This is a genomic window from Rhizobium sp. 22-785-1, from assembly GCF_053521965.1.
This window is the reverse complement of sequence record NZ_JBNWDI010000003.1, coordinates 131,035-149,298: the sequence shown is the minus strand read 5'-3', so window position 1 is coordinate 149,298 and position 18,264 is coordinate 131,035. Positions and strand designations below refer to the sequence as shown.

20 protein-coding genes, 3 tRNA genes and 1 pseudogene are annotated in these 18,264 nt (G+C 56.4%); 15 read left to right on the top strand and 9 right to left on the bottom strand.

The window, feature by feature from the left end; genetic code table 11:
* Positions 1 to 84 precede the first annotated feature (84 nt).
* On the bottom strand, positions 85 to 1,497 hold the full coding sequence (locus ACQZ5M_RS08355; RefSeq protein WP_296085466.1) for an aminotransferase-like domain-containing protein: 1,413 nt from the start codon (positions 1,495 to 1,497) through the stop codon (positions 85 to 87).
* Between the two features lie 94 nt (positions 1,498 to 1,591).
* Here ACQZ5M_RS08355 and ACQZ5M_RS08350 point away from each other — a divergent pair, with 94 nt between their 5' ends.
* From ACQZ5M_RS08350 to ACQZ5M_RS08330, 5 genes are all read left to right on the top strand, one after another.
* Positions 1,592 to 1,885, top strand: coding sequence for a DUF1127 domain-containing protein (locus tag ACQZ5M_RS08350; protein WP_296085462.1), 294 nt, complete (start codon positions 1,592 to 1,594; stop codon positions 1,883 to 1,885).
* A gap of 224 nt (positions 1,886 to 2,109) precedes the next feature.
* Positions 2,110 to 2,184: transfer RNA gene (locus ACQZ5M_RS08345), tRNA-Glu, on the top strand.
* An 89-nt stretch (positions 2,185 to 2,273) separates the two neighbouring features.
* The gene (locus tag ACQZ5M_RS08340) at positions 2,274 to 2,858 is read left to right on the top strand and encodes a hypothetical protein (RefSeq protein ID WP_449079449.1); all 585 of its coding nucleotides are present in this window, start codon (positions 2,274 to 2,276) and stop codon (positions 2,856 to 2,858) included.
* Between the two features lie 66 nt (positions 2,859 to 2,924).
* Complete coding sequence (locus ACQZ5M_RS08335) at positions 2,925 to 3,368, top strand: VOC family protein (RefSeq protein ID WP_449079448.1); 444 nt, start codon at positions 2,925 to 2,927, stop codon at positions 3,366 to 3,368.
* A gap of 76 nt (positions 3,369 to 3,444) precedes the next feature.
* Positions 3,445 to 3,987, top strand: coding sequence for a lipocalin family protein (locus ACQZ5M_RS08330; RefSeq protein ID WP_449079447.1), 543 nt, complete (start codon positions 3,445 to 3,447; stop codon positions 3,985 to 3,987).
* A gap of 83 nt (positions 3,988 to 4,070) precedes the next feature.
* On the opposite strand, the gene tyrS is transcribed toward ACQZ5M_RS08330, so the two are convergent.
* Entirely contained in the window at positions 4,071 to 5,324 is a 1,254-nt protein-coding gene (tyrS, locus tag ACQZ5M_RS08325) for a tyrosine--tRNA ligase (protein ID WP_449079446.1), read from the bottom strand.
* Between the two features lie 172 nt (positions 5,325 to 5,496).
* Between tyrS and ACQZ5M_RS08320 the strand changes: the two genes are divergently transcribed.
* On the top strand, positions 5,497 to 6,042 hold the full coding sequence (locus ACQZ5M_RS08320) for a GNAT family N-acetyltransferase (RefSeq protein WP_449079445.1): 546 nt from the start codon (positions 5,497 to 5,499) through the stop codon (positions 6,040 to 6,042).
* 100 nt (positions 6,043 to 6,142) lie between these two features.
* On the opposite strand, the gene ACQZ5M_RS08315 is transcribed toward ACQZ5M_RS08320, so the two are convergent.
* Positions 6,143 to 6,820, bottom strand: a complete 678-nt coding sequence (locus tag ACQZ5M_RS08315; protein WP_062441481.1) for an alpha/beta hydrolase — start codon at positions 6,818 to 6,820, stop codon at positions 6,143 to 6,145.
* 210 nt (positions 6,821 to 7,030) lie between these two features.
* Here ACQZ5M_RS08315 and ACQZ5M_RS08310 point away from each other — a divergent pair, with 210 nt between their 5' ends.
* The 8 genes from ACQZ5M_RS08310 to sufA all read left to right on the top strand — a co-directional run bounded on the left by ACQZ5M_RS08310 (position 7,031) and on the right by sufA (position 14,331).
* A complete protein-coding gene (locus ACQZ5M_RS08310) occupies positions 7,031 to 8,200 on the top strand; it encodes a cysteine desulfurase family protein (protein ID WP_449079444.1) in 1,170 nt (389 codons plus the stop codon).
* Positions 8,201 to 8,401: 201 nt separating this feature from the next.
* Positions 8,402 to 9,871 carry a Fe-S cluster assembly protein SufB gene (gene sufB / locus ACQZ5M_RS08305; protein ID WP_296022017.1) on the top strand — a complete coding sequence of 490 codons (1,470 nt, stop codon included), beginning with the start codon at positions 8,402 to 8,404 and terminating at the stop codon, positions 9,869 to 9,871.
* A 14-nt stretch (positions 9,872 to 9,885) separates the two neighbouring features.
* Positions 9,886 to 10,092 carry a hypothetical protein gene (locus ACQZ5M_RS08300; protein ID WP_449079443.1) on the top strand — a complete coding sequence of 69 codons (207 nt, stop codon included), beginning with the start codon at positions 9,886 to 9,888 and terminating at the stop codon, positions 10,090 to 10,092.
* Between the two features lie 11 nt (positions 10,093 to 10,103).
* Positions 10,104 to 10,859 carry a Fe-S cluster assembly ATPase SufC gene (gene sufC / locus ACQZ5M_RS08295; protein WP_449079442.1) on the top strand — a complete coding sequence of 252 codons (756 nt, stop codon included), beginning with the start codon at positions 10,104 to 10,106 and terminating at the stop codon, positions 10,857 to 10,859.
* 24 nt (positions 10,860 to 10,883) lie between these two features.
* Positions 10,884 to 12,155 carry a Fe-S cluster assembly protein SufD gene (gene sufD / locus ACQZ5M_RS08290; protein ID WP_449079441.1) on the top strand — a complete coding sequence of 424 codons (1,272 nt, stop codon included), beginning with the start codon at positions 10,884 to 10,886 and terminating at the stop codon, positions 12,153 to 12,155.
* The gene (locus ACQZ5M_RS08285; RefSeq protein ID WP_449079440.1) at positions 12,148 to 13,401 is read left to right on the top strand and encodes a cysteine desulfurase; all 1,254 of its coding nucleotides are present in this window, start codon (positions 12,148 to 12,150) and stop codon (positions 13,399 to 13,401) included. The genes sufD and ACQZ5M_RS08285 overlap by 8 nt, the downstream gene beginning before the upstream one ends.
* A 22-nt stretch (positions 13,402 to 13,423) precedes the next feature.
* Positions 13,424 to 13,831, top strand: a complete 408-nt coding sequence (locus tag ACQZ5M_RS08280) for an SUF system Fe-S cluster assembly protein (RefSeq protein ID WP_296022030.1) — start codon at positions 13,424 to 13,426, stop codon at positions 13,829 to 13,831.
* Between the two features lie 110 nt (positions 13,832 to 13,941).
* Positions 13,942 to 14,331, top strand: coding sequence for a Fe-S cluster assembly scaffold SufA (gene sufA, locus ACQZ5M_RS08275; RefSeq protein WP_296022032.1), 390 nt, complete (start codon positions 13,942 to 13,944; stop codon positions 14,329 to 14,331).
* A 64-nt stretch (positions 14,332 to 14,395) separates the two neighbouring features.
* On the opposite strand, the gene ACQZ5M_RS08270 is transcribed toward sufA, so the two are convergent.
* The 5 genes and pseudogenes from ACQZ5M_RS08270 to ACQZ5M_RS08250 all read right to left on the bottom strand — a co-directional run bounded on the left by ACQZ5M_RS08270 (position 14,396) and on the right by ACQZ5M_RS08250 (position 17,391).
* On the bottom strand, positions 14,396 to 15,331 hold the full coding sequence (locus tag ACQZ5M_RS08270; protein WP_449079438.1) for an MYG1 family protein: 936 nt from the start codon (positions 15,329 to 15,331) through the stop codon (positions 14,396 to 14,398).
* A 74-nt stretch (positions 15,332 to 15,405) separates the two neighbouring features.
* Positions 15,406 to 15,888 (bottom strand): transcription elongation factor GreA, encoded by a 483-nt coding sequence (greA, locus tag ACQZ5M_RS08265; RefSeq protein ID WP_449079437.1) that lies wholly within the window; start codon positions 15,886 to 15,888, stop codon positions 15,406 to 15,408.
* A gap of 125 nt (positions 15,889 to 16,013) precedes the next feature.
* Positions 16,014 to 16,750: pseudogene (locus tag ACQZ5M_RS08260) on the bottom strand (bile acid:sodium symporter family protein); the annotation flags it as partial.
* Between the two features lie 227 nt (positions 16,751 to 16,977).
* Positions 16,978 to 17,054 (bottom strand) — tRNA-Arg (locus ACQZ5M_RS08255).
* A gap of 31 nt (positions 17,055 to 17,085) precedes the next feature.
* A complete protein-coding gene (locus tag ACQZ5M_RS08250) occupies positions 17,086 to 17,391 on the bottom strand; it encodes an ETC complex I subunit (protein ID WP_296022042.1) in 306 nt (101 codons plus the stop codon).
* A 323-nt stretch (positions 17,392 to 17,714) separates the two neighbouring features.
* Here ACQZ5M_RS08250 and ACQZ5M_RS08245 point away from each other — a divergent pair, with 323 nt between their 5' ends.
* Positions 17,715 to 17,858: a hypothetical protein gene (locus tag ACQZ5M_RS08245; RefSeq protein ID WP_296036837.1), complete on the top strand. Its 144-nt coding sequence runs from the start codon at positions 17,715 to 17,717 to the stop codon at positions 17,856 to 17,858.
* Between the two features lie 235 nt (positions 17,859 to 18,093).
* Here the strand turns inward: ACQZ5M_RS08245 and ACQZ5M_RS08240 are convergent.
* Positions 18,094 to 18,170, bottom strand: a tRNA-Pro gene (locus tag ACQZ5M_RS08240).
* Positions 18,171 to 18,264 lie beyond the last annotated feature (94 nt).

The following is an 18,264-nucleotide window of genomic DNA, read 5'->3' as shown; positions in this document are numbered from 1 at the left end:
ATTTCCGGTTCTTTACCCTAAGACATGCTCTCTTGCGATAGGAAAATGCCCTTGCGGGCCTTCAATTCAGCGTCTTGCGCGCCTCTACTCGATGCTGTCGTAGCCCGCGGACCCATTGTCGAGGAGCCTTCTCAAGACACTGAGCCCACGTTTCAGCTCGTCATGGGTCTTGGGTAGCGAAAAGCTGATGCGCACTCGATGAAATATTCGATCGGTTCTGGCGGGTTTGAACTCATCTTCATCGTCAATGAGAACATTCTCGTTCATCGCGGCATTCCGAAACGTACCTGAAAGCCAGGGTTCGGGAAGCTTCACCCAGACGAACGCAATTCCCGGCGCGCTATTGAAATCAACGCCCTTCAAAGTTTCGCTGACGATACCTCGTCGCGTCTCGATTTCACTGATGCATGCCTTGCGGATGGCATCCGCATCGCCGCTGATCACCAGCCTCGCGGAAAGCTCCGCCATCAGGAAAGGAATGCCACCGGTCAGCATCTTGTGCGCCACCCGAATGCGCGTGACGAAGGCTGGCGGGCAGGCGAGCCAGCCGCCGCGCAAGCCGGCGCTGACCGATTTGGAAAGACCGTTCACCAGAAACGTTCTGTCAGGTGCAAGCTCGGCGATCAAAGGCAATTCGTTGCCTGTCATCGCGCCGTAGAGATTGTCTTCGACAATCCAGACATTGTGGCGGTGGGCGATCTCGACGATTGCCTTGCGGCGTTCAAGGGGGAGTGTCGAGCAGGTCGGGTTTTGGCCCGCAGGCATCAAGAAGACGATCTTTGGATGTTGTTGAGCGCAGATGCGTTCGAACTCATCCGGGATGATGCCGTCGGCATCGATGTCCACAACCGAGATTCGGCGGCCGGACAGTGACGCAGCCCTGCTGATCTGCGAATAGGTCACCGGTTCGAAGACGATCCGGTCCCCAGGAGCGGTCATTGCGGTGATGATGCTCATTACGCCCGCATGGGCGCCAAGTGTCGTGACGACATTTTCAGGCTTGGGAGACCAGCCTTGATGCGCAAGCCATCTGGCACCCGCTTCCGTCCAGAATGACGGAAAGGTGCGTGTGTAGTCCATGATCTCCGAAGGCTTGTCCTTGACGATCTCAGTCACATGGGCGGCGATAATGCCTTGTTGGCCGTTGTCCGGTGCAGCGGTGCCGTTGAACGAGATCTGGCCAGGGGCAGCCATCGATACCCGTGTTCCGCCGAACGGACTTTCCATTGCCCTGGATATCGCTTCTACGGGTTTACGATCATTCACATAGGTCCCGCGCCCGACCTCGCCGCTGACGAGGCCACGTTCATGGATCAGGGAGTAGGCACGGCTGATCGTGCCGATCGTCACGCCAAGATCGAAGGCGAGATTACGTTGCGGCGGCAACTTCGTACCTGGTGCCAGCACGCCGTCTGCGATCGCGGCTTCGATATGGTCTGCGAGACGCACATAGATTGGGCCTGAGCCTTCGGTGATGTTCGGAAGCCAATTTGTCATGGTGACAATATATGAATTGTATCCCTATCGATGTCAATTGTATTGATTGTCTCGAGATTGATCGCAAGCGCTGAATTCAAAATAGGGTACAATCATGCGCAAGATGGAAGAATATCTGGCTTCGACGGATCAGAGCAGTGGTGATTCACATCGGGTAATGTCCGTCCGTGACCGGATGACGCCCGCAAGGCCTTTTGCGCCGGAGGAGGCATCAGGCTTTCTGGCACGCATGTTGCGGCGCGTGACGTATTGGCACGCCAAACGCCAGAGCCGCCTTAGCCTTTACGATCTTTCTACCGAACAACTTGCAGATATCGGCCTCTCTCGCGCAGAGGCCTATGAAGAAACAAGCAAGGCTATTCTATCGCGCTGGACACGCTCGCTTTGAGCACCCACGTCTCGACGGTAATCCATCGAGATGAGAAGCCCGCAGCACCCGTCCCAACCGGTGCCGCGGGCTTTTTTGCAATCGAACAAGCTTTTGTTTTGAATAGCCAATCCTTGTTTTTCAGGGCTTTGCGGGCGTGATGTCATTTTTTTGTCAAATCGCGCATTTTACCGCTTGCGGTATCGAAAACCTCTGACTATAAGGGCGCCACAAACCAAGCGCACGCGCCCTTCGTCTATCGGTTAGGACGTCAGATTTTCATTCTGAAAAGAGGGGTTCGACTCCCCTAGGGCGTGCCACTTGGCTTCGTATCCTCCCCTAAAAATGCCTTTGACAGCGTCTACTCTTCACAGTTTCTGCCGCCTGCAGAAATAGTACGAGGGAGCCAATGACTAATCGCTTGTTTCTCATCGGCGGACCATCCCATGCGGGAAAATCGACACTGGCCGCTGCCGTTGCGGAGTGCCTCAATTGTCGCTGCATATCGACCGATAGTCTCGCCAAGCATCCCGGAAGGCCTTGGCGCGATCCGCCCGAGCAACTGCCGCCGCATGTCGTCGAACATTACCGCGATCTGTCGCTGGATGAGATGATGCAGTCGGTACTTACTCATTATCGATCCATGTGGACACCGCTGGTTCTGCCGCTGATCGAGGGAAGAGAACGTCTGGTGCTGGAAGGTTCCGCACTCTTGCCGGAACTGGTTGCGCAGCTGGACACGCAGAATATTAGCGCAACTTGGCTCGTGGCTGCCGAAGGTGTGCTGGGGCGTCGCATCAAGGTAGAAAGTGATTACGAGGCGCGTGATCCTGATAAGAGATTTCTGATCGACAAGTTCGCTCAGCGTGCCCTCGCTTTCAACCGCTTTATCAATGAGGAGGTATCACGCCTGTCTCTGCAAAAGCTGGAGGTAGGTTGCGAGACCTCTGTGGACGAGCTGATGGTGCGACTCGGCGTTGCCGGTTCTCCGTGAGGTTTTGCGGTTGACCCCGCCCGCAATTGCGTGATGGTTGTTGCCGTCAGTTTGGGAGGATCTTTCGTGACATCGCATGTGCCGTTTTCGCTCGTGGGGATCGACCACGTCGTGCTACTGGTAGACGATATGGAAAAAGCGCTCGCCTTTTACCATGATGTTTTGGGCTGCCGACCGGGTTACTCCTACCCGGCACTTGGCATGGAGCAGGTTTGGTGCGGCGCGTCGCTGATCGTTTTGTGGGATATCACTCACCCAGGCGGCCAAAAGGCTGCGCCACCGGTGGCCGGTGGGCGAAATGTCGACCATGTCTGCATAGCGACGGGACCGTTCGAGCATGATGCCTTGCAAGCACATCTGGAGCATCATGGGGTGACCATCGAGCGTGAGGCGATGCATGGCGGCGCCCGTGGCATGGGGCATTCCTTTTATATCCGCGATCCTTTCGACAATTTGTTGGAGGTGAAGGGACCGGCGGAATATCCCGATGGACGCTCCGTGACCTCGTGATCCTCTTCACCATCTTGTTGATGCAACCGCTTTGGCAAGCCGAGCGTTTCCGGCGACACTTTGGCGGAGAACCAGCATGAACACATTGCTTCGATGGGCCAGCGCAGGCCTCGTCTCGTGCGCATTGGGCACCAGCGTCTTTTCCCCAGCGCAGGCAGAGATGGGGAAAGCGCCAGCGGTTGCGCAGACGGACATGTCGCATTATCGCGGGAAGTGGCTTGAAATTGGCAGAACGCCCATGTGGCTGACGGATGGCTGCGTGGCTGGCTATTCGATCTACAAGCCCGGCTCTTCGCCCGGCCAGGTGGTGATTGAGGATGGATGCCGCGAAGGATCGCCGACCGGAAAGCTCAAGACGATCGAGGGAATTGGCACGATAACGGACGCAAAAACGACCATGGCGAAGATGCGGGTTCGCTATCCGCTCTTTATCACCTTCAATTACTGGGTGCTCTACAATTCACCGGACAAGACGTGGTTCATCAGTGCAACGCCGGACATGGAGAATCTGTGGATTTATTCTCGCTCCGTTCCGTCCAAAGCCAAGCTGGCTGCGATGGTCAGGAAGGCAAAGGAACTCGGCTACGATAGCTCGAAGCTCGAATTCCCTGAGTTTTGACGTCGCGATCTTGGGTCGCGTTCAAGTGCTTGATCAGATTGATGTGAGGGCCGCTTTCGCGGCCCTCAGACTTTGGCAATGGATTAGGCTGGTCGCACCAGCATGTGCTTCTTCTTGCCAAGGGAAAGCTTGATGACGCCATCTGCCGTGACTTCGCCCGAGCCGATAAGTTTGCGCTCATCCAAAACGCTCTCGTCGTTGATGCGCACCGCACCGCCCTGAACGTGCCGACGGGCTTCGCCGTTCGACGCGGCGAGACCGGCACGCACGATCAGCGAGAGAAGACCGATGCCTGCTTCCAAGTCTGTCTTCGGCACTTCGATCGACGGCAAGTTGTCGGAAAGCGCCCCTTCCTCAAAAGTCTTGCGAGCGGTTTCGGCAGCCTGTTCTGCGTTTTCCCGACCATGAAGCATGGCGGTGATCTCGGTCGCCAAGATCTTCTTGACCTCGTTGATTTCCGAGCCGCCGAGCGCCGAAAGCCGAGCGATCTCGTCCATCGGCAGCGTGGTGTAGAGCTTTAGGAAGCGGGAGACATCCGCATCTTCCGTGTTTCGCCAGTACTGCCAGAAATCATAGGCCGACAGCATATCGGGGTTGAGCCAGACCGCGCCGTTGGCCGACTTGCCCATCTTTGCACCTGATGAGGTCGTCAGAAGCGGCGAGGTCAATGCGTAAAGCTGCGGCGTTCCCATGCGGTGGCCGAGATCGATCCCGTTGATGATATTGCCCCACTGATCCGAACCACCCATCTGCAAACGGCAGCCAGTGCGCTTGTTCAGTTCCACGAAGTCGTAGGCCTGAAGGATCATGTAATTGAACTCGAGGAACGACAGCGACTGCTCGCGGTCGAGGCGTGTTTTCACGCTTTCGAAGGACAACATGCGGTTGACGGAGAAATGGCGGCCCACGTCGCGCAGGAACTCGAGATAGTTTATCTCGCGCAACCAGTCGGCATTGTTGATCATCAGTGCTGGCTTTTCGGCGCGATCATAGTCGAGGTAGTTCGAAAACACGCGCTTGATCGAAGCGATATTGCTCTCGATCGTGTCAACGGTCATCAATTGACGCGCTTCGTCCTTGAACGACGGGTCGCCGACCATGCCGGTGCCCCCGCCCATCAGCGAAATCGGTTGATGTCCGGTCTTCTGCATCCAGTGCAGCATCATGATCTGGATAAGGCTGCCCGCGTGAAGGCTTGGCGCGGTCGGATCATAGCCGATATAGGCAGTCACGGTTTCCTTGGCGAACAGTTCGTCGAGACCTGCCTCATCGGAGATCTGGTGAATGAAGCCGCGCTCATCGAGCGTGCGGAGGAAATCGGACTTGAACCTGGACATAACCTTTTACTTTCTGGATTGTCGTTACCTTCACTGCATTTCAGTGAATGGCAGCGGCTTTATCATTGTTTTTTGAAAATTACACCCGTTTCGGCCATGAATGTTGGCTTGGTTGTGCTGCGTTTCACGCGGACGGCGGGAGAGAGCGGTGAGGCAAAGGGAAGGCAGAAGAATGTACGAGGAAGTCATATTCGAGACCGAGAGGCTGAAAGTCGCTATGTGGGCGCCTGGCGACGTTGCCCTTGTCCATAAACTGCACTCTACAATCGAAACGACACGGTATCTGACGGGATCGGCACCCTGGAGCCTGGAGAAGTGCGAAGAACGGCTGTCGCGCTGGGTCGAGGATCACCACCGTTATGGCACCACGAAGTACAAGCTTCTTTCGCGTGACGACGATCGTTTTCTCGGGAGGGCCGGTTTTTACTTCTTTGGGGGAGAGAGGCCCGATTTCGAACTAGGCTACTCGCTGTGTCAAACCGACTGGGGGAAGGGCTATGCGACGGAAATTGGAATGGCGTTTAGAGACTGGTTCTTCGACCGGAAAATCGCCAACAAGTTCATTGCTTTTACCCACCCGAACAACGTTGCCTCGCAGAACGTCCTGACCAAGATCGGGATGCGCTTGTGCCAACCCATGACCATTGAGGGGCTTGTGTGTCCGACATTTGAATATACTGCCGTCATGCACGATCAAATCGCAGTACGGTCAAGTTGATGTGAACTGAGCCGGGTCACAGTGACACATTAAAATGGCACATTGCCATAATGAAAAAAGCCGCCGGAGTGACCGGCGGCTTTGAATGTCTTGTCGATCTTCAGCGAATGCGCTTGGCCGCTGGCTCCGGCACCAGTTCGCCGTTCAGGCGGCGGTCGAGATAGTCGCCGCATTCGCTCATCAACTCGTCCACCTTGCCACTGAAGAAGTGGTTAGCACCAGGCACGGTGCGGTGGGTGATGAGAATACCCTTCTGAGTTTTCAGCTTTTCGACCAGGCCGTTGACGTCCTTTTCAGGTGCAACCTTGTCCGCATCGCCGTTGATGATCAGGCCAGAAGACGGGCAGGGGGCAAGGAAGGAGAAGTCGTAGGTGTTCGGCTGCGGCGCAATCGACATGAAGCCTTCGATTTCCGGACGGCGCATCAGAAGCTGCATGCCAATCCAGGAACCGAAAGAGTAACCAGCGACCCAACAGCTCTTGGAATCAGGATGCAGGCTCTGCACCCAGTCGAGTGCAGACGCAGCGTCCGACAGCTCGCCCGCACCGTGGTCGAATTCGCCCTGGCTACGGCCGATGGAGCGGAAGTTGAAGCGCAGCGTCGTGAAGCCGCGCTTCTGGAACATGTAGAAGAGCTGGTAGACGATCTGATTGTTCATCGTGCCGCCGAACTGCGGATGCGGATGAAGAATGATGGCAATCGGGGCGCTTTTTTCCTTGGAGGGCTGGTAGCGGCCTTCGAGACGACCTGCGGGGCCGTTAAAAATGACTTCGGGCATAGATACTCCGGTCGGTTCTTATGTTTCTGACGCTTTCACCGGCAAGAAGACTTGACGTAGATGGTCAGCTTTTCTAAAACCTAGTTTAGAACTGTTCGAAACTTGTGTTCCGTGGCGCTGTTGGTGGTGTCATAAGGCAAGGGTGACGGAAATTTCAAGGAAAATGCGCTTTAACGCGCGAATGATCGGGATAAAGGCACGATTTGCGCCATGGGCACAGCGGAGCGCACATATCTGGACTGGAATGCGACAGCACCTTTGCTGCCCGCCGTCCGTGATGCGCTTGTCTCTGCTCTCGATCTTTCCGGCAACCCATCCTCCGTCCATAAGGAAGGCCGTGGGGTTCGCGCCGCAGTCGAAGCCGCGCGCCGCGATGTCGCCGCTCTGGTCGGTGGGCAAGCCTCGCACGTCGTCTTTACCAGTGGCGCGACCGAAGCTGCCAACCTCGTGCTGTCGCCGCGCTTCAAGATGGGCCGTGCGCCCCTGACGGTAAGTCATCTCTATGTCTCGGCAATCGAACACCCTGCCATTCGAGAAGGCGGGCGGTTCGACAAGTCCGCCATGACCGAAGTTCCGGTGACCGCGCACGGGATGCTCGATATTGAGGCGCTCGGACATCTGCTGTCCCAGCATGATCGAGCATCGGGCCTTCCCATGGTGGCGCTGATGCTAGTGAACAACGAAACCGGTATCGTCCAGCCTGTGAAGGAAACGGCGCAACTGGTTCATGCCGCTGGTGGATTGCTGGTCGTTGATGCCGTTCAGGCTGTCGGGCGGATCGCTGTCGACATCGATGCGCTGGATGCGGATTTCCTGATCGTTTCGTCGCACAAGATCGGCGGCCCGAAAGGCGCGGGCGCGTTGATTTCCCGTGGTGAAGTGATGATGCCGCTGCCGCTCATCCATGGTGGTGGGCAGGAAAAGGGTCATCGTTCGGGCACGGAGAATACGCTTTCCATTATCGGCTTTGGCGTTGCCGCCAAGGAGGCAGCGGTGATGCAGGAAACAGAAAGCGCACGCTTGGCGACGTTGCGGGCGCGGCTTGAAGATGGAATGCGCGCCAACGCTCCGGATGTGATCATTCACGGTGCCGGTGTGACGCGGGTTGGCAACACCACCTTCTTCACGCTTCCCGGGTTGAAGTCGGAAACGGGGCAGATCGCTTTCGATATCGAGGGCATCGCTCTATCAGCTGGCTCTGCGTGCTCTTCTGGCAAGGTCGGGGAGAGCCACGTGCTGACCGCGATGGGGCAGGATCCAAAACTTGGTGCCCTGCGCATCTCGCTGGGGCATGCTACGACGGAAGACGACATTGAGAAGGCCGTTGAGGCCTTCGGCAAGATTGCAGGGCGGCGCAAGCTGTCTGGTCAGGCAGCCTGAGGGCTGGAATAAACTGCGAAATGTCAAAATTTCGCTTGCGGTGCGGTGGGAAAAACGCCAACCCGCTCTTAAATAAACGCATGAAAGCGCTGGCCTCGTAAGGCCCTTGCATTTATGTGAAACGCGCATGAAGGCGGGGTTTCCGTCTTGATACGTTGACAAGCCACCGGACCTTGTATCCGGCGAGATTGGAGAACGACAATGGCAGCGGTTCAGGAAACGATCGATCAGGTTCGCCAGATCGATGTGGACCAGTACAAATACGGTTTCGAAACCGAGATCGAAGTCGACAAGGCGCCGAAAGGCCTGTCAGAAGAGGTGATCCGTTTCATCTCCGCCAAGAAGCAGGAGCCGGAATGGCTGCTTCAATGGCGTCTTGATGCCTATCAGCGCTGGCTGACGATGGAAGAGCCTACCTGGGCGCGCGTCAATTATCCGAAGATCGACTTCAACGATCTCTACTACTATGCCGCGCCGAAGAGCACGCCTGGTCCCAAGTCGCTTGACGAGGTCGATCCTGAGCTCTTGAAGGTTTATGAAAAGCTCGGCATTCCGCTGAAGGAACAGGAAATCCTGGCCGGCGTGGAAAACCGTCGCGTGGCGGTTGATGCCGTGTTTGACTCGGTCTCTGTCGTCACCACCTTCAAGGAAGAGTTGAAGAAGGCGGGCGTGATCTTCATGTCCATCTCGGAAGCCGTCCGCGAGCATCCGGAGCTGGTGAAGAAGTATCTCGGTTCCGTCGTTCCGACGACCGATAACTTCTATGCGACGCTGAACTCCGCGGTGTTTACCGACGGGTCCTTTGTGTTCATTCCGAAGGGCGTGCGCTGCCCAATGGAGCTTTCCACCTATTTCCGCATCAATGAGAAGAACACGGGCCAGTTCGAGCGCACGCTGATCATCGCGGAAGAAGGCGCTTACGTTTCCTATCTGGAAGGCTGCACAGCACCGCAGCGCGACGAGAACCAGCTTCATGCAGCTGTCGTAGAACTCGTTGCACTCGATGATGCAGAGATCAAGTATTCCACCGTCCAGAACTGGTATCCGGGCGATAAGGAAGGCAAAGGCGGGATCTACAACTTCGTGACAAAGCGTGGCGATTGCCGCGGTCATCGCTCGAAGATTTCCTGGACGCAGGTCGAAACCGGCTCGGCGATTACCTGGAAGTACCCATCCTGCATTCTGCGTGGCGACGACAGCCGTGGCGAGTTCTACTCGATTGCTGTCTCCAACGGTTACCAGCAGGTCGATTCCGGCACCAAGATGATTCATCTCGGCAAGAACACGTCGAGCCGCATCATCGCCAAGGGTATCGCGGCAGGCTTTTCTGAAAACGTCTATCGCGGGCAGGTCTCGGCCCATCGCAAGGCGACCAATGCGCGCAATTTCACGCAGTGCGACAGCCTTCTGATTGGCGACAAGTGCGGTGCGCATACCGTGCCTTATATCGAAGCAAAGAATGCCTCTGCGCATTTCGAGCATGAAGCAACGACATCCAAGATTTCCGAGGATCAGCTGTTCTACTGCTTGCAGCGTGGCATTCCGGAAGAAGCCGCGATCGCTCTGATCGTCAACGGCTTCGTCAGGGACGTTATCCAGCAACTGCCGATGGAATTTGCCGTCGAAGCGCAGAAACTGATCGGGATCTCGCTGGAAGGTAGCGTCGGATAATGAAGGTGCCCCGCTTGACGAAAAGCTCACGCTTGATGGTGTTGTGCATTTTCGTTTCAATGGTCGGGGTGTTCATTGAAGTTGGTGGGCTGATGGCGGGCCGTGAGTTCGCCAAGCCAATTTTAATCGCAAGCGCGACCGGGATGATTGCCATCTTTTGGCTCTCCGACGCGCTTCAACCATTTGACCGTTTCTCTTCGCGCAAGAGAAAACTAGATTGAGAGATAACAACATGCTTGAAATCATCGACCTGCACGCAAAGATCGCCGATACCGAAACCGAGATCATTAAGGGTTTGAACCTGAAGGTTGCCGCTGGCGAAGTCGCGGCCATCATGGGTCCTAACGGCTCCGGCAAGTCCACGCTGTCCTACATTCTTTCGGGCCGCGAAGACTATGAAGTGACCTCTGGCGACATTCTCTATAATGGCGAGAGCATTCTGGAGCTGGACGCTGCCGAGCGCGCTGCCAAGGGTATCTTCCTCGCCTTCCAGTATCCGGTCGAAATTCCAGGCGTTGCGACCATGCAGTTCCTGAAGGTTGCGATTAATGAGCAGCGCAAAGCACGCGGCGAAGCTGAACTTACAACGCCTGACTTCATCAAGAAGGTGAAGGAAGCGGCTGGCGACTTGAAGATCGACATGGACATGCTGAAGCGTCCGCTCAATGTCGGCTTCTCCGGCGGTGAGAAGAAGCGTGCCGAGATCCTGCAGATGGCGCTGCTTGAGCCGAAGCTCTGCGTGCTGGATGAAACGGACTCCGGTCTCGACATCGATGCTCTGAAGATCGTTGCTGACGGTGTCAACGCGCTGAAGTCGCCTGATCGCGCCACCGTGGTCATCACCCACTACCAGCGCCTGCTCGATTACATCGTACCAGATAGCGTCCATGTTCTCTACAAGGGCAAGATCATCCGTTCGGGCGACAAGGCACTGGCGCTGGAACTGGAAAACAATGGTTACGCCGACATCATCGGTGAAGCGGCCTGACTAACGGGCCAGGAGACCATGTCCATGAATATTCAAACGACAAACCGGCTGACACCTGCGGAGACCGCACTGGTGGAAGCCTTCACGGCCAAGTTCAGCGAGCTTCCCGGCAATGGAGACGTGGTTGCTGCGCGCGACGTGCTGTTCGACGATCTCAAGACTGCCGGTCTGCCGACCCGCCGCATCGAGGCCTGGCACTATACCGATATGAAGAGCCTGCTGCGCAGCATTCCTGAGGATGCCTCCGCGCCGCTGATCGAGAAGCGTGATCCTGCGGTTGCTGGTTCGCAAGCGATCTATCTGCTACACGGTAAGTCTGTAGACGCCGACATAGCTGGTTTCGAAGTCGAAAGCTATGCAGAAAGCCTGCTGGATGGCACGGCTGCCGCCACACTCGTGGCCGCTGACAAGGACGACATGATCGGTCGCCTCAATGGCAGCTTCGTGCGTGACGGTTATTCCGTTATCGTTCCGGATGAAGCCGACATCGAGCAGCCGCTTGAGCTTCAGGTGATCCACGGCGCCGGGCAGGTTCATAGCCGTTCGCCGGTTCGCTTCGGCAAGGGCTCCAAGGCAACGATCATCGAGCGTCATCTATCTGTTTCGGCGGAAGCTGCTCTCGTCACGCATGTCACCGATCTTGAGGTACATGACGGCGCGGAAGCGACCTATATCCTGCTGCAGCAGCAAGGTGCAGCCGATACGCATCTGGCGCAGTTGCGCATCAAGCTCGGTGCCGAGGCAAATCTTCGTCTCTTCATCATCAATGCCGGCGGCAAACTGGTGCGCCAGGAACTGCGCATCCATGTCGAGGGCGAAGGCACGGATCTGTCCGTTCGAGGCGTCAATCTGCTGGGCGGTGAAACCCATACCGACGTGACGATGGTTCTTGGCCACAACGTGCCGAACACGACGTCAACGGAAATCTTCCGCAATGTCGTCTTCGATCGTGCGAAGGGCATCTTCCAGGGCATGATCCGGGTTGCACCCGATGCTCAGAAGACCGACGCCAAGATGGCCTGCAACACGCTTCTGATGTCCGACGACGGCGAGTTTTCGGCTAAGCCGGAGCTTGAAATCTTCGCAGACGACGTTCAGTGCGGCCACGGCGCAACAGTTGCCGATATCGACGCCAAGCACCTCTATTACCTCATGGCACGTGGTGTGCCGCGGGCGAAGGGGCGCGCGATGCTGGTAAACGCGTTCGTTGCGGAGATTGTCGAAGAACTGGAAGATGACAATCTGGTAGAGGCGCTGGAGGGTATCATTTCCAGCTGGTTGGACGCTCATGCCTGATTTTAGCGAACGCGCCGTTAAAGCGGCCCCCTACGATGTCGAGGCCGTGCGCAAGGATTTTCCAATCCTGTCGCGCGAGGTCCATGGCAAGCCGCTTGTCTATCTGGACAATGGCGCGTCCGCGCAGAAGCCGCAGGTGGTGATCGATGCGGTGTCGCATGCCTATTCCAACGAGTATGCCAATGTGCATCGCGGCCTGCATTTTCTCTCCAATGCGGCAACGGATGCCTATGAAGCATCGCGCGAAAAGGTGCGGCGCTTTTTGAATGCCGGCTCGGTGGACGAGATCGTCTTCACCAAATCCTCTACCGAGGCGATCAACACGGTTGCCTATGGCTATGGAATGTCGAAGATCGGCGAGGGCGATGAGATTGTCCTATCGATCATGGAGCACCATTCCAATATCGTGCCTTGGCATTTTATTCGCGAGCGCCAAGGCGCCAAGCTCGTCTGGGTGCCGGTGGATGACGAGGGCGCGTTTCATATCGAGGCTTTCGAAAAAAGCCTGACGGAGCGCACTAAACTCGTTGCTATTACCCATATGTCGAATGCGCTCGGTACCATCGTACCGGTCAAGGAAATTTGCCGTATGGCGCATGAGCGCGGTATCCCGGTGCTGATCGATGGCAGCCAGGGAGCCGTTCACATGCCGGTCGATGTACGCGATATCGATTGCGACTGGTATGTCATGACCGGGCACAAGCTCTATGGCCCGTCAGGCATCGGCGTTCTTTATGGCAAGGCCGACCGCTTGAAAGAGATGCGTCCCTTCCAGGGTGGCGGGGAAATGATCCTCGATGTCTCCGAAGATGAGATCACCTACAATGAGCCGCCGCATCGTTTCGAAGCCGGGACGCCGCCGATCGTTCAGGCAATCGGACTGGGTTATGCACTGGACTATATGGACAATCTCGGGCGTGCGGCAATTGCCGCGCATGAAGCGGATCTTGCCGCCTATGCGGCAGAGCGGCTGCGGGACATCAATTCGCTCCGCATCATTGGAAATGCACCGGGCAAGGGCGGCATCTTCTCCTTCGAGCTCGAAGGCATCCATGCCCATGACGTCTCGATGGTCATCGACCGGCGAGGTGTTGCCGTGCGTGCCGGTACACATTGCGCCATGCCGCTCTTGAAACGCTTCGGCGTGACCTCCACATGCCGGGCATCATTCGGGCTTTACAATACCCGCGCGGAAGTGGATGCGCTGGCCGAAGCGCTCGATTATGCCCGCAAATTCTTCGCCTGAGATCGGATAGAGGATCAGGACCATGAGCACCGACACGACTGAACAGCCACAGGATCTGGCACAATCGCCCGCGCAAGAGGCTGGACCTGCCCCCGCTAAAACCTCCAGTCTTTCTCCGGATGAGCTGGCGCGCCTCAGTGACGATGTGATCGCAGCGCTGAAGACTGTCTACGACCCTGAAATTCCGGCCGATATCTTCGAATTGGGTCTCGTCTACAAGATCGACATCGAAGACGACCGTATGGTCAAGATCGTCATGACGCTGACAGCACCTGGCTGCCCGGTCGCTGGTGAAATGCCGGGTTGGGTGGAAAACGCGGTCGGCGCTGTCGAGGGCGTATCCGGCGTCACGGTGGAAATGACCTTTGATCCGCCATGGACCCCGGATCGCATGTCGGAAGAAGCGCAGGTTGCAGTTGGCTGGTACTGATCGCCGTCGATTAGACAGCGGGCACGTCTTGATACCATCGCCACGCAGGACTAGATTTGAGTCCATAAACATCGGGCCTTGAACCCGACTGTCGAAGGAGTGAGGAGCCCATGGGCTTTGCAGTGATGACAATGACGGAGGCTGCGGCCTCTCGCGTCAAGGCGATCGTCGATAATTCCGGTGCGGACGCCAAGGGCGTGCGCGTCGGCATCAAAAAAGGCGGCTGCGCCGGGATGGAATATACCATCGATCTGGTCACGGAGCCTGATGCCAAGGATGATCTGATCGAGCACGACGGTGCCAAGGTCTGGGTGCAGCCTTCCGCTGTGCTCTATCTGCTGGGCACGCAGATGGATTTCGAAGTCACCAAGATGCGCTCCGGCTTCACCTTCAACAATCCGAACCAGACATCTGCGTGTGGCTGCGGCGAATCCGTCGAACTGAAGGCGGCAGATCTTGCAGCGCTCGCCAAACAGCGCGAGGCCGAGGCAAGCGTCTGATAGGTGCCTGTGCCATTGCGGTGCTTGTCTTCAAGCGCCGCTTCGGTTCGTTTTCCAGCAGCATTCAGGCAGACTGCCGCTCTAACAGGGCTTCCTTCGTGGCGATTTTCGCCATCATCATTGCGGCTTCTCGCGTCTTTGCTGCTGCAATGAAGCGACCATTGTGGCAGAAGGTTGCGCCTTCGACACCACTTGCCCGCTCCAGATCGCCATTGGTCAAACCCGCCCAGGAAACCGGAAGATCGGCGCGAAGTTCGAAGCCTTCTTCAGCACGGCGGATGCCTGTTACGCACCAGTCCTTATCACGCGGGTGAACGACGAAAAGTAGGTGGTCTGCACCGGCTTTTACGATGGCCGGGCGGAAGGGCATTCCGATCGGCAATTCCAGAATGCGGCTTTCGCCGGTCTGTTCTATGGCTTTTAGAACAAGCGTTTCTGCTCTGAGTTTTGCCGCTTTCTTCTCGATCCCGGCTTCAACAAACGCGCGAGCAATCGTAAGCGCGCCATGAAATGCTGCGTCATCGGCGCCTGGTTCACGGTTGTCGAACGAAGGCTTCAGCGTTTCTAGCAATGACGGCAGGGTAAGGCCCGCGAGTTCTCCGGCAATGGCAGGACTCAGCGCCCCATTGTCTGTGAGGTCGATCGGTAGCACGAAGCTTTTGTCGAAAGACGCGTGGACGTCTTCGATGTCGGCTGCAGGAATGCCAAGCGCGGTGAGATAGTCGCGCCCGTAGTGCTTCCACACAAGGCCGAATGAGCTATAGGGCTGGCCGTTCTCACGCAGCGGCGCGCCGCGCTGATGGTGATCGAAGATCTGCGCCTCTGCATCATAAGCGCCGCCGACATCATAGATGATCCGGTCTTTTGAAGGCGTGATCCATTCCGGCACGCGGCTCCGAACGATTTGCGCCCCTGGATAAAGGCGGGTGAGGATGACGCTGGAAAGCAGTTCATCGGCATGGAAGCCGCCGGAATGAGTGACGAGGAATTCCAACGCCATGCGCAGTAAACCTTTTGCTGAAAGTCAAGTAACAGGGCAGTTACCCGTTATTTCAACCTCCTGCAACTGGTGGCCTAGTGAATGGCGGTTATTTCCAGTTCTTGTCCGCCCACCGTGGCAATATCACCAACAGCCTTGCCATTTAGTGCACGGGCAACGGGTGAAACGTAGGAAATGGATCCCGCCTTCGGATCTGCCTCGTCCTCGCCGACGATACGATAGGTTTGGACGCGACCATCTTCACGAGTGAAGGTGACGGTACTTCCAAAAGAAACAATCTCGGTCGTTTCTGGGGCGGGCATTAACTGGGCGGAGCGCAGCCGCTCCGCAAGATAGCGGATATCTCGGAGGTGCGGCGCAATCTGGCGCCTGCGTTCATTCACATCCTCTACCGCATTGGCAATCTCGTGTGCCGCACGGGCAGCTTTCATCTGTTCTTCGAGGCGCTTGAGACCTTCCTCAGTGACGAGATTGGGATGTTGGGAGATGGGGCGATCCGGCAGTCGGGTTTCCGCTGCAGTCTCTGCACTTTCTTCTTTTACAAAGGCAACGCTCACGGTCCTACTCCCCAATTCGCATCTCATTCATATGGAGAGCGAGAGGCGATTTAGCAAGTTTGAGAGGGAGGCCGACTTTCGCAATCTCGTGCTCAGCTTTCCCGTGTGGCAAACCAGTTCGCCAGTCATGCGCCGATGTTGTGCCCGGCACTGAAAAATCGCGCTCAGGACGTCTGCCGGTGGCGAGAAATACGTGTTGTCCAGCGCAGCGTCGAGCCGCAAATTTTACATGCCGACTTCGATTGTGATCGCTTTGCGTTTAGCAAGCGTCAGCCCGACTGTCTTTGCGGCAAACAAATCAATTGGATCGCCAAGACCCTTATGCAGGATAACCATCCCGGAAATCATGATGCCTCACTGGACAATCGAGGCTTTGGACCCGCCTACCACAGCGGCAGCACCGGAACGGCTGCTCTGATAAAGGATGGAAGCAATTTCTAGAGAAGCGCACCGAACGCCAGTCGTATGACGACCGCTTGATGATGCCCATGAACTTCGCCCAGCCATGGACAGGCTAGTGCTAGCTGGCAAACCCAGACCAGGGGAGGCGTGATGATCGGGGCCGCAGGTGTCGTTACCGATGGGCAGACGACCGAAAGGGCAACATCATCTTTTGAGAGGTAGGTCATGACATTCGAGAACGTGCCGCTGGGGCGGCAACAACAGGTATAACGCTCGCGACAACTTTCCGGGGCGTCGGGATGAGATTTATCGACGAAACTGCGAGAAGCGGCATGATCAAAAACCAGCCCGCCAAGCCGAACGTCACATCGAAAGGCCGTTGCACGACCTCAAGAAAATCATCCAGCGAGATGGTCGCTCCCGTTCCCAACATGATGACCGACAAAAGCGTGACGATCCAATTGATTGAGGCACACGTGCCGCGGATGGAGGCGACGATTAACAAGGGGCCGCGTAGATGATCGATGCATGGATCGCGCCGCATCAGCGTTGATGCTGCTTTTAGGATAGGCGGGGTGGGATCCAACGAGAAGAAAACGTTATCCGAAGATCTCTATCCCCCCACCTGTTTTCTGGTGAGGGATCGTGTGAAATTCACATTGAGAAATCAATTACTTGTAAAGTGTATGGCGACCCCTGCAGGACTCGAACCTGCGACCTACTGCTTAGAAGGCAGTTGCTCTATCCAGTTGAGCTAAGGGGCCACTTACGACGCCGTGAAGGCGCCGGAAACGGTTAGTGCGTCCAAGGCTGCGTGCGGGTGTAGCGGAAATTGTCCGTGTAGGAAACCGTCTGCCGCTCTGCTTCCTTTGGCTGGATCACGCGGTACTCGATGCCCTTGCGCTGCGCGTAGGCTTCTGCCTGTTCCTGCGTCTCGAAGTTGAGCTTGACCTGCTGCTTCATGTCCGAGGAGGACGTGTAGCCCATGATCGGGTCAATCTTGCGCGGAACCTCGGCGTCGAATTCCAGCACCCAGATATTCGTCTTGGCTTTTCCGGACTGCATGGCGGTCTTTGCCGGACGATAAATTTTTGCAGACATTTCAACTGCTCCAGTCGTGCGCTCAAGCGAGATGACGCTCTTTCTACGCGGCCTTCCGTAACCATTGTATTACGGTCGGCATCGGAATTTCACTTGGACCGACTCATGCGCGAAGTCAAGCCGGTAGGTTGGTAGATGCTACAGCATCGGTCTTAAAATCGTAATCGATTTTCTGAAAGAGCGGTGCATGGGTTCAAGGACGATAGAAGCATGGCACCCCACCGAAAGATCGCAGGCTTCGACAGCAGAAAAAAGCCAATGGCACGCTTGAATGAGACACGCGAAGCAGATTGTATCGCGGCGACCAAGAGGAGACACCGATCATGAGCGATAACGTCATCAAGTTCCGCAAGCCGCAGCCGTCGAAAAAACCCCGTCCTCCCGGTCAAGGCAAGGTTTTGGCGGTCGTCATAGGCGGCGTAGCGCTTTGCGTCTTGATCTGGATGCACTCTCAATTTGGAGTATGACGCCTGACATGCTGAATTTGCTGAGCTAAGGGCAAAGCGATCTTGGTCTCCCAACAATAAGCGGTGCCTGACTCGCTCAAGGCTTGAGATCGCGATTCGATGCGTAATGAGTGGCCTTGTGGACTTAATACTTCATAGAGCCGCAAAATCCCGAATATCTGAACCCGCTCAGCTCTCACAAAAAATTTAATTATAGGGAAGCAATAAATTTCAGACAAATCATTGATTTGTCGAATGGTCGGAGTGGAGAGATTCGAACTCCCGACCCTCTGGTCCCAAACCAGATGCGCTACCAGACTGCGCTACACTCCGCCGATGTCGTGAGCGGGGAGATACACGGTTACCGCAGACCCTGCAACAGCTAAAATCACCTTTTCGTTTGTTTTTTCTCGCTCGCCGGTCGGTC

Excerpts from the sequence above, each read along its gene's own strand:
- ACQZ5M_RS08355 (WP_296085466.1), bottom strand. The coding sequence starts at position 1,497 with ATGACAAATTGGCTTCCGAACATCACCGAAGGCTCAGGCCCAATCTAT.
- ACQZ5M_RS08350 (WP_296085462.1), top strand. The coding sequence starts at position 1,592 with ATGCGCAAGATGGAAGAATATCTGGCTTCGACGGATCAGAGCAGTGGT.
- ACQZ5M_RS08340 (WP_449079449.1), top strand. The coding sequence starts at position 2,274 with ATGACTAATCGCTTGTTTCTCATCGGCGGACCATCCCATGCGGGAAAA.
- ACQZ5M_RS08330 (WP_449079447.1), top strand. The coding sequence starts at position 3,445 with ATGAACACATTGCTTCGATGGGCCAGCGCAGGCCTCGTCTCGTGCGCA.
- tyrS (WP_449079446.1), bottom strand. The coding sequence starts at position 5,324 with ATGTCCAGGTTCAAGTCCGATTTCCTCCGCACGCTCGATGAGCGCGGC.
- ACQZ5M_RS08320 (WP_449079445.1), top strand. The coding sequence starts at position 5,497 with ATGTACGAGGAAGTCATATTCGAGACCGAGAGGCTGAAAGTCGCTATG.
- ACQZ5M_RS08315 (WP_062441481.1), bottom strand. The coding sequence starts at position 6,820 with ATGCCCGAAGTCATTTTTAACGGCCCCGCAGGTCGTCTCGAAGGCCGC.
- ACQZ5M_RS08310 (WP_449079444.1), top strand. The coding sequence starts at position 7,031 with ATGGGCACAGCGGAGCGCACATATCTGGACTGGAATGCGACAGCACCT.
- sufB (WP_296022017.1), top strand. The coding sequence starts at position 8,402 with ATGGCAGCGGTTCAGGAAACGATCGATCAGGTTCGCCAGATCGATGTG.
- sufC (WP_449079442.1), top strand. The coding sequence starts at position 10,104 with ATGCTTGAAATCATCGACCTGCACGCAAAGATCGCCGATACCGAAACC.
- sufD (WP_449079441.1), top strand. The coding sequence starts at position 10,884 with ATGAATATTCAAACGACAAACCGGCTGACACCTGCGGAGACCGCACTG.
- ACQZ5M_RS08285 (WP_449079440.1), top strand. The coding sequence starts at position 12,148 with ATGCCTGATTTTAGCGAACGCGCCGTTAAAGCGGCCCCCTACGATGTC.
- ACQZ5M_RS08280 (WP_296022030.1), top strand. The coding sequence starts at position 13,424 with ATGAGCACCGACACGACTGAACAGCCACAGGATCTGGCACAATCGCCC.
- sufA (WP_296022032.1), top strand. The coding sequence starts at position 13,942 with ATGGGCTTTGCAGTGATGACAATGACGGAGGCTGCGGCCTCTCGCGTC.
- ACQZ5M_RS08270 (WP_449079438.1), bottom strand. The coding sequence starts at position 15,331 with ATGGCGTTGGAATTCCTCGTCACTCATTCCGGCGGCTTCCATGCCGAT.
- ACQZ5M_RS08250 (WP_296022042.1), bottom strand. The coding sequence starts at position 17,391 with ATGTCTGCAAAAATTTATCGTCCGGCAAAGACCGCCATGCAGTCCGGA.
- ACQZ5M_RS08245 (WP_296036837.1), top strand. The coding sequence starts at position 17,715 with ATGAGCGATAACGTCATCAAGTTCCGCAAGCCGCAGCCGTCGAAAAAA.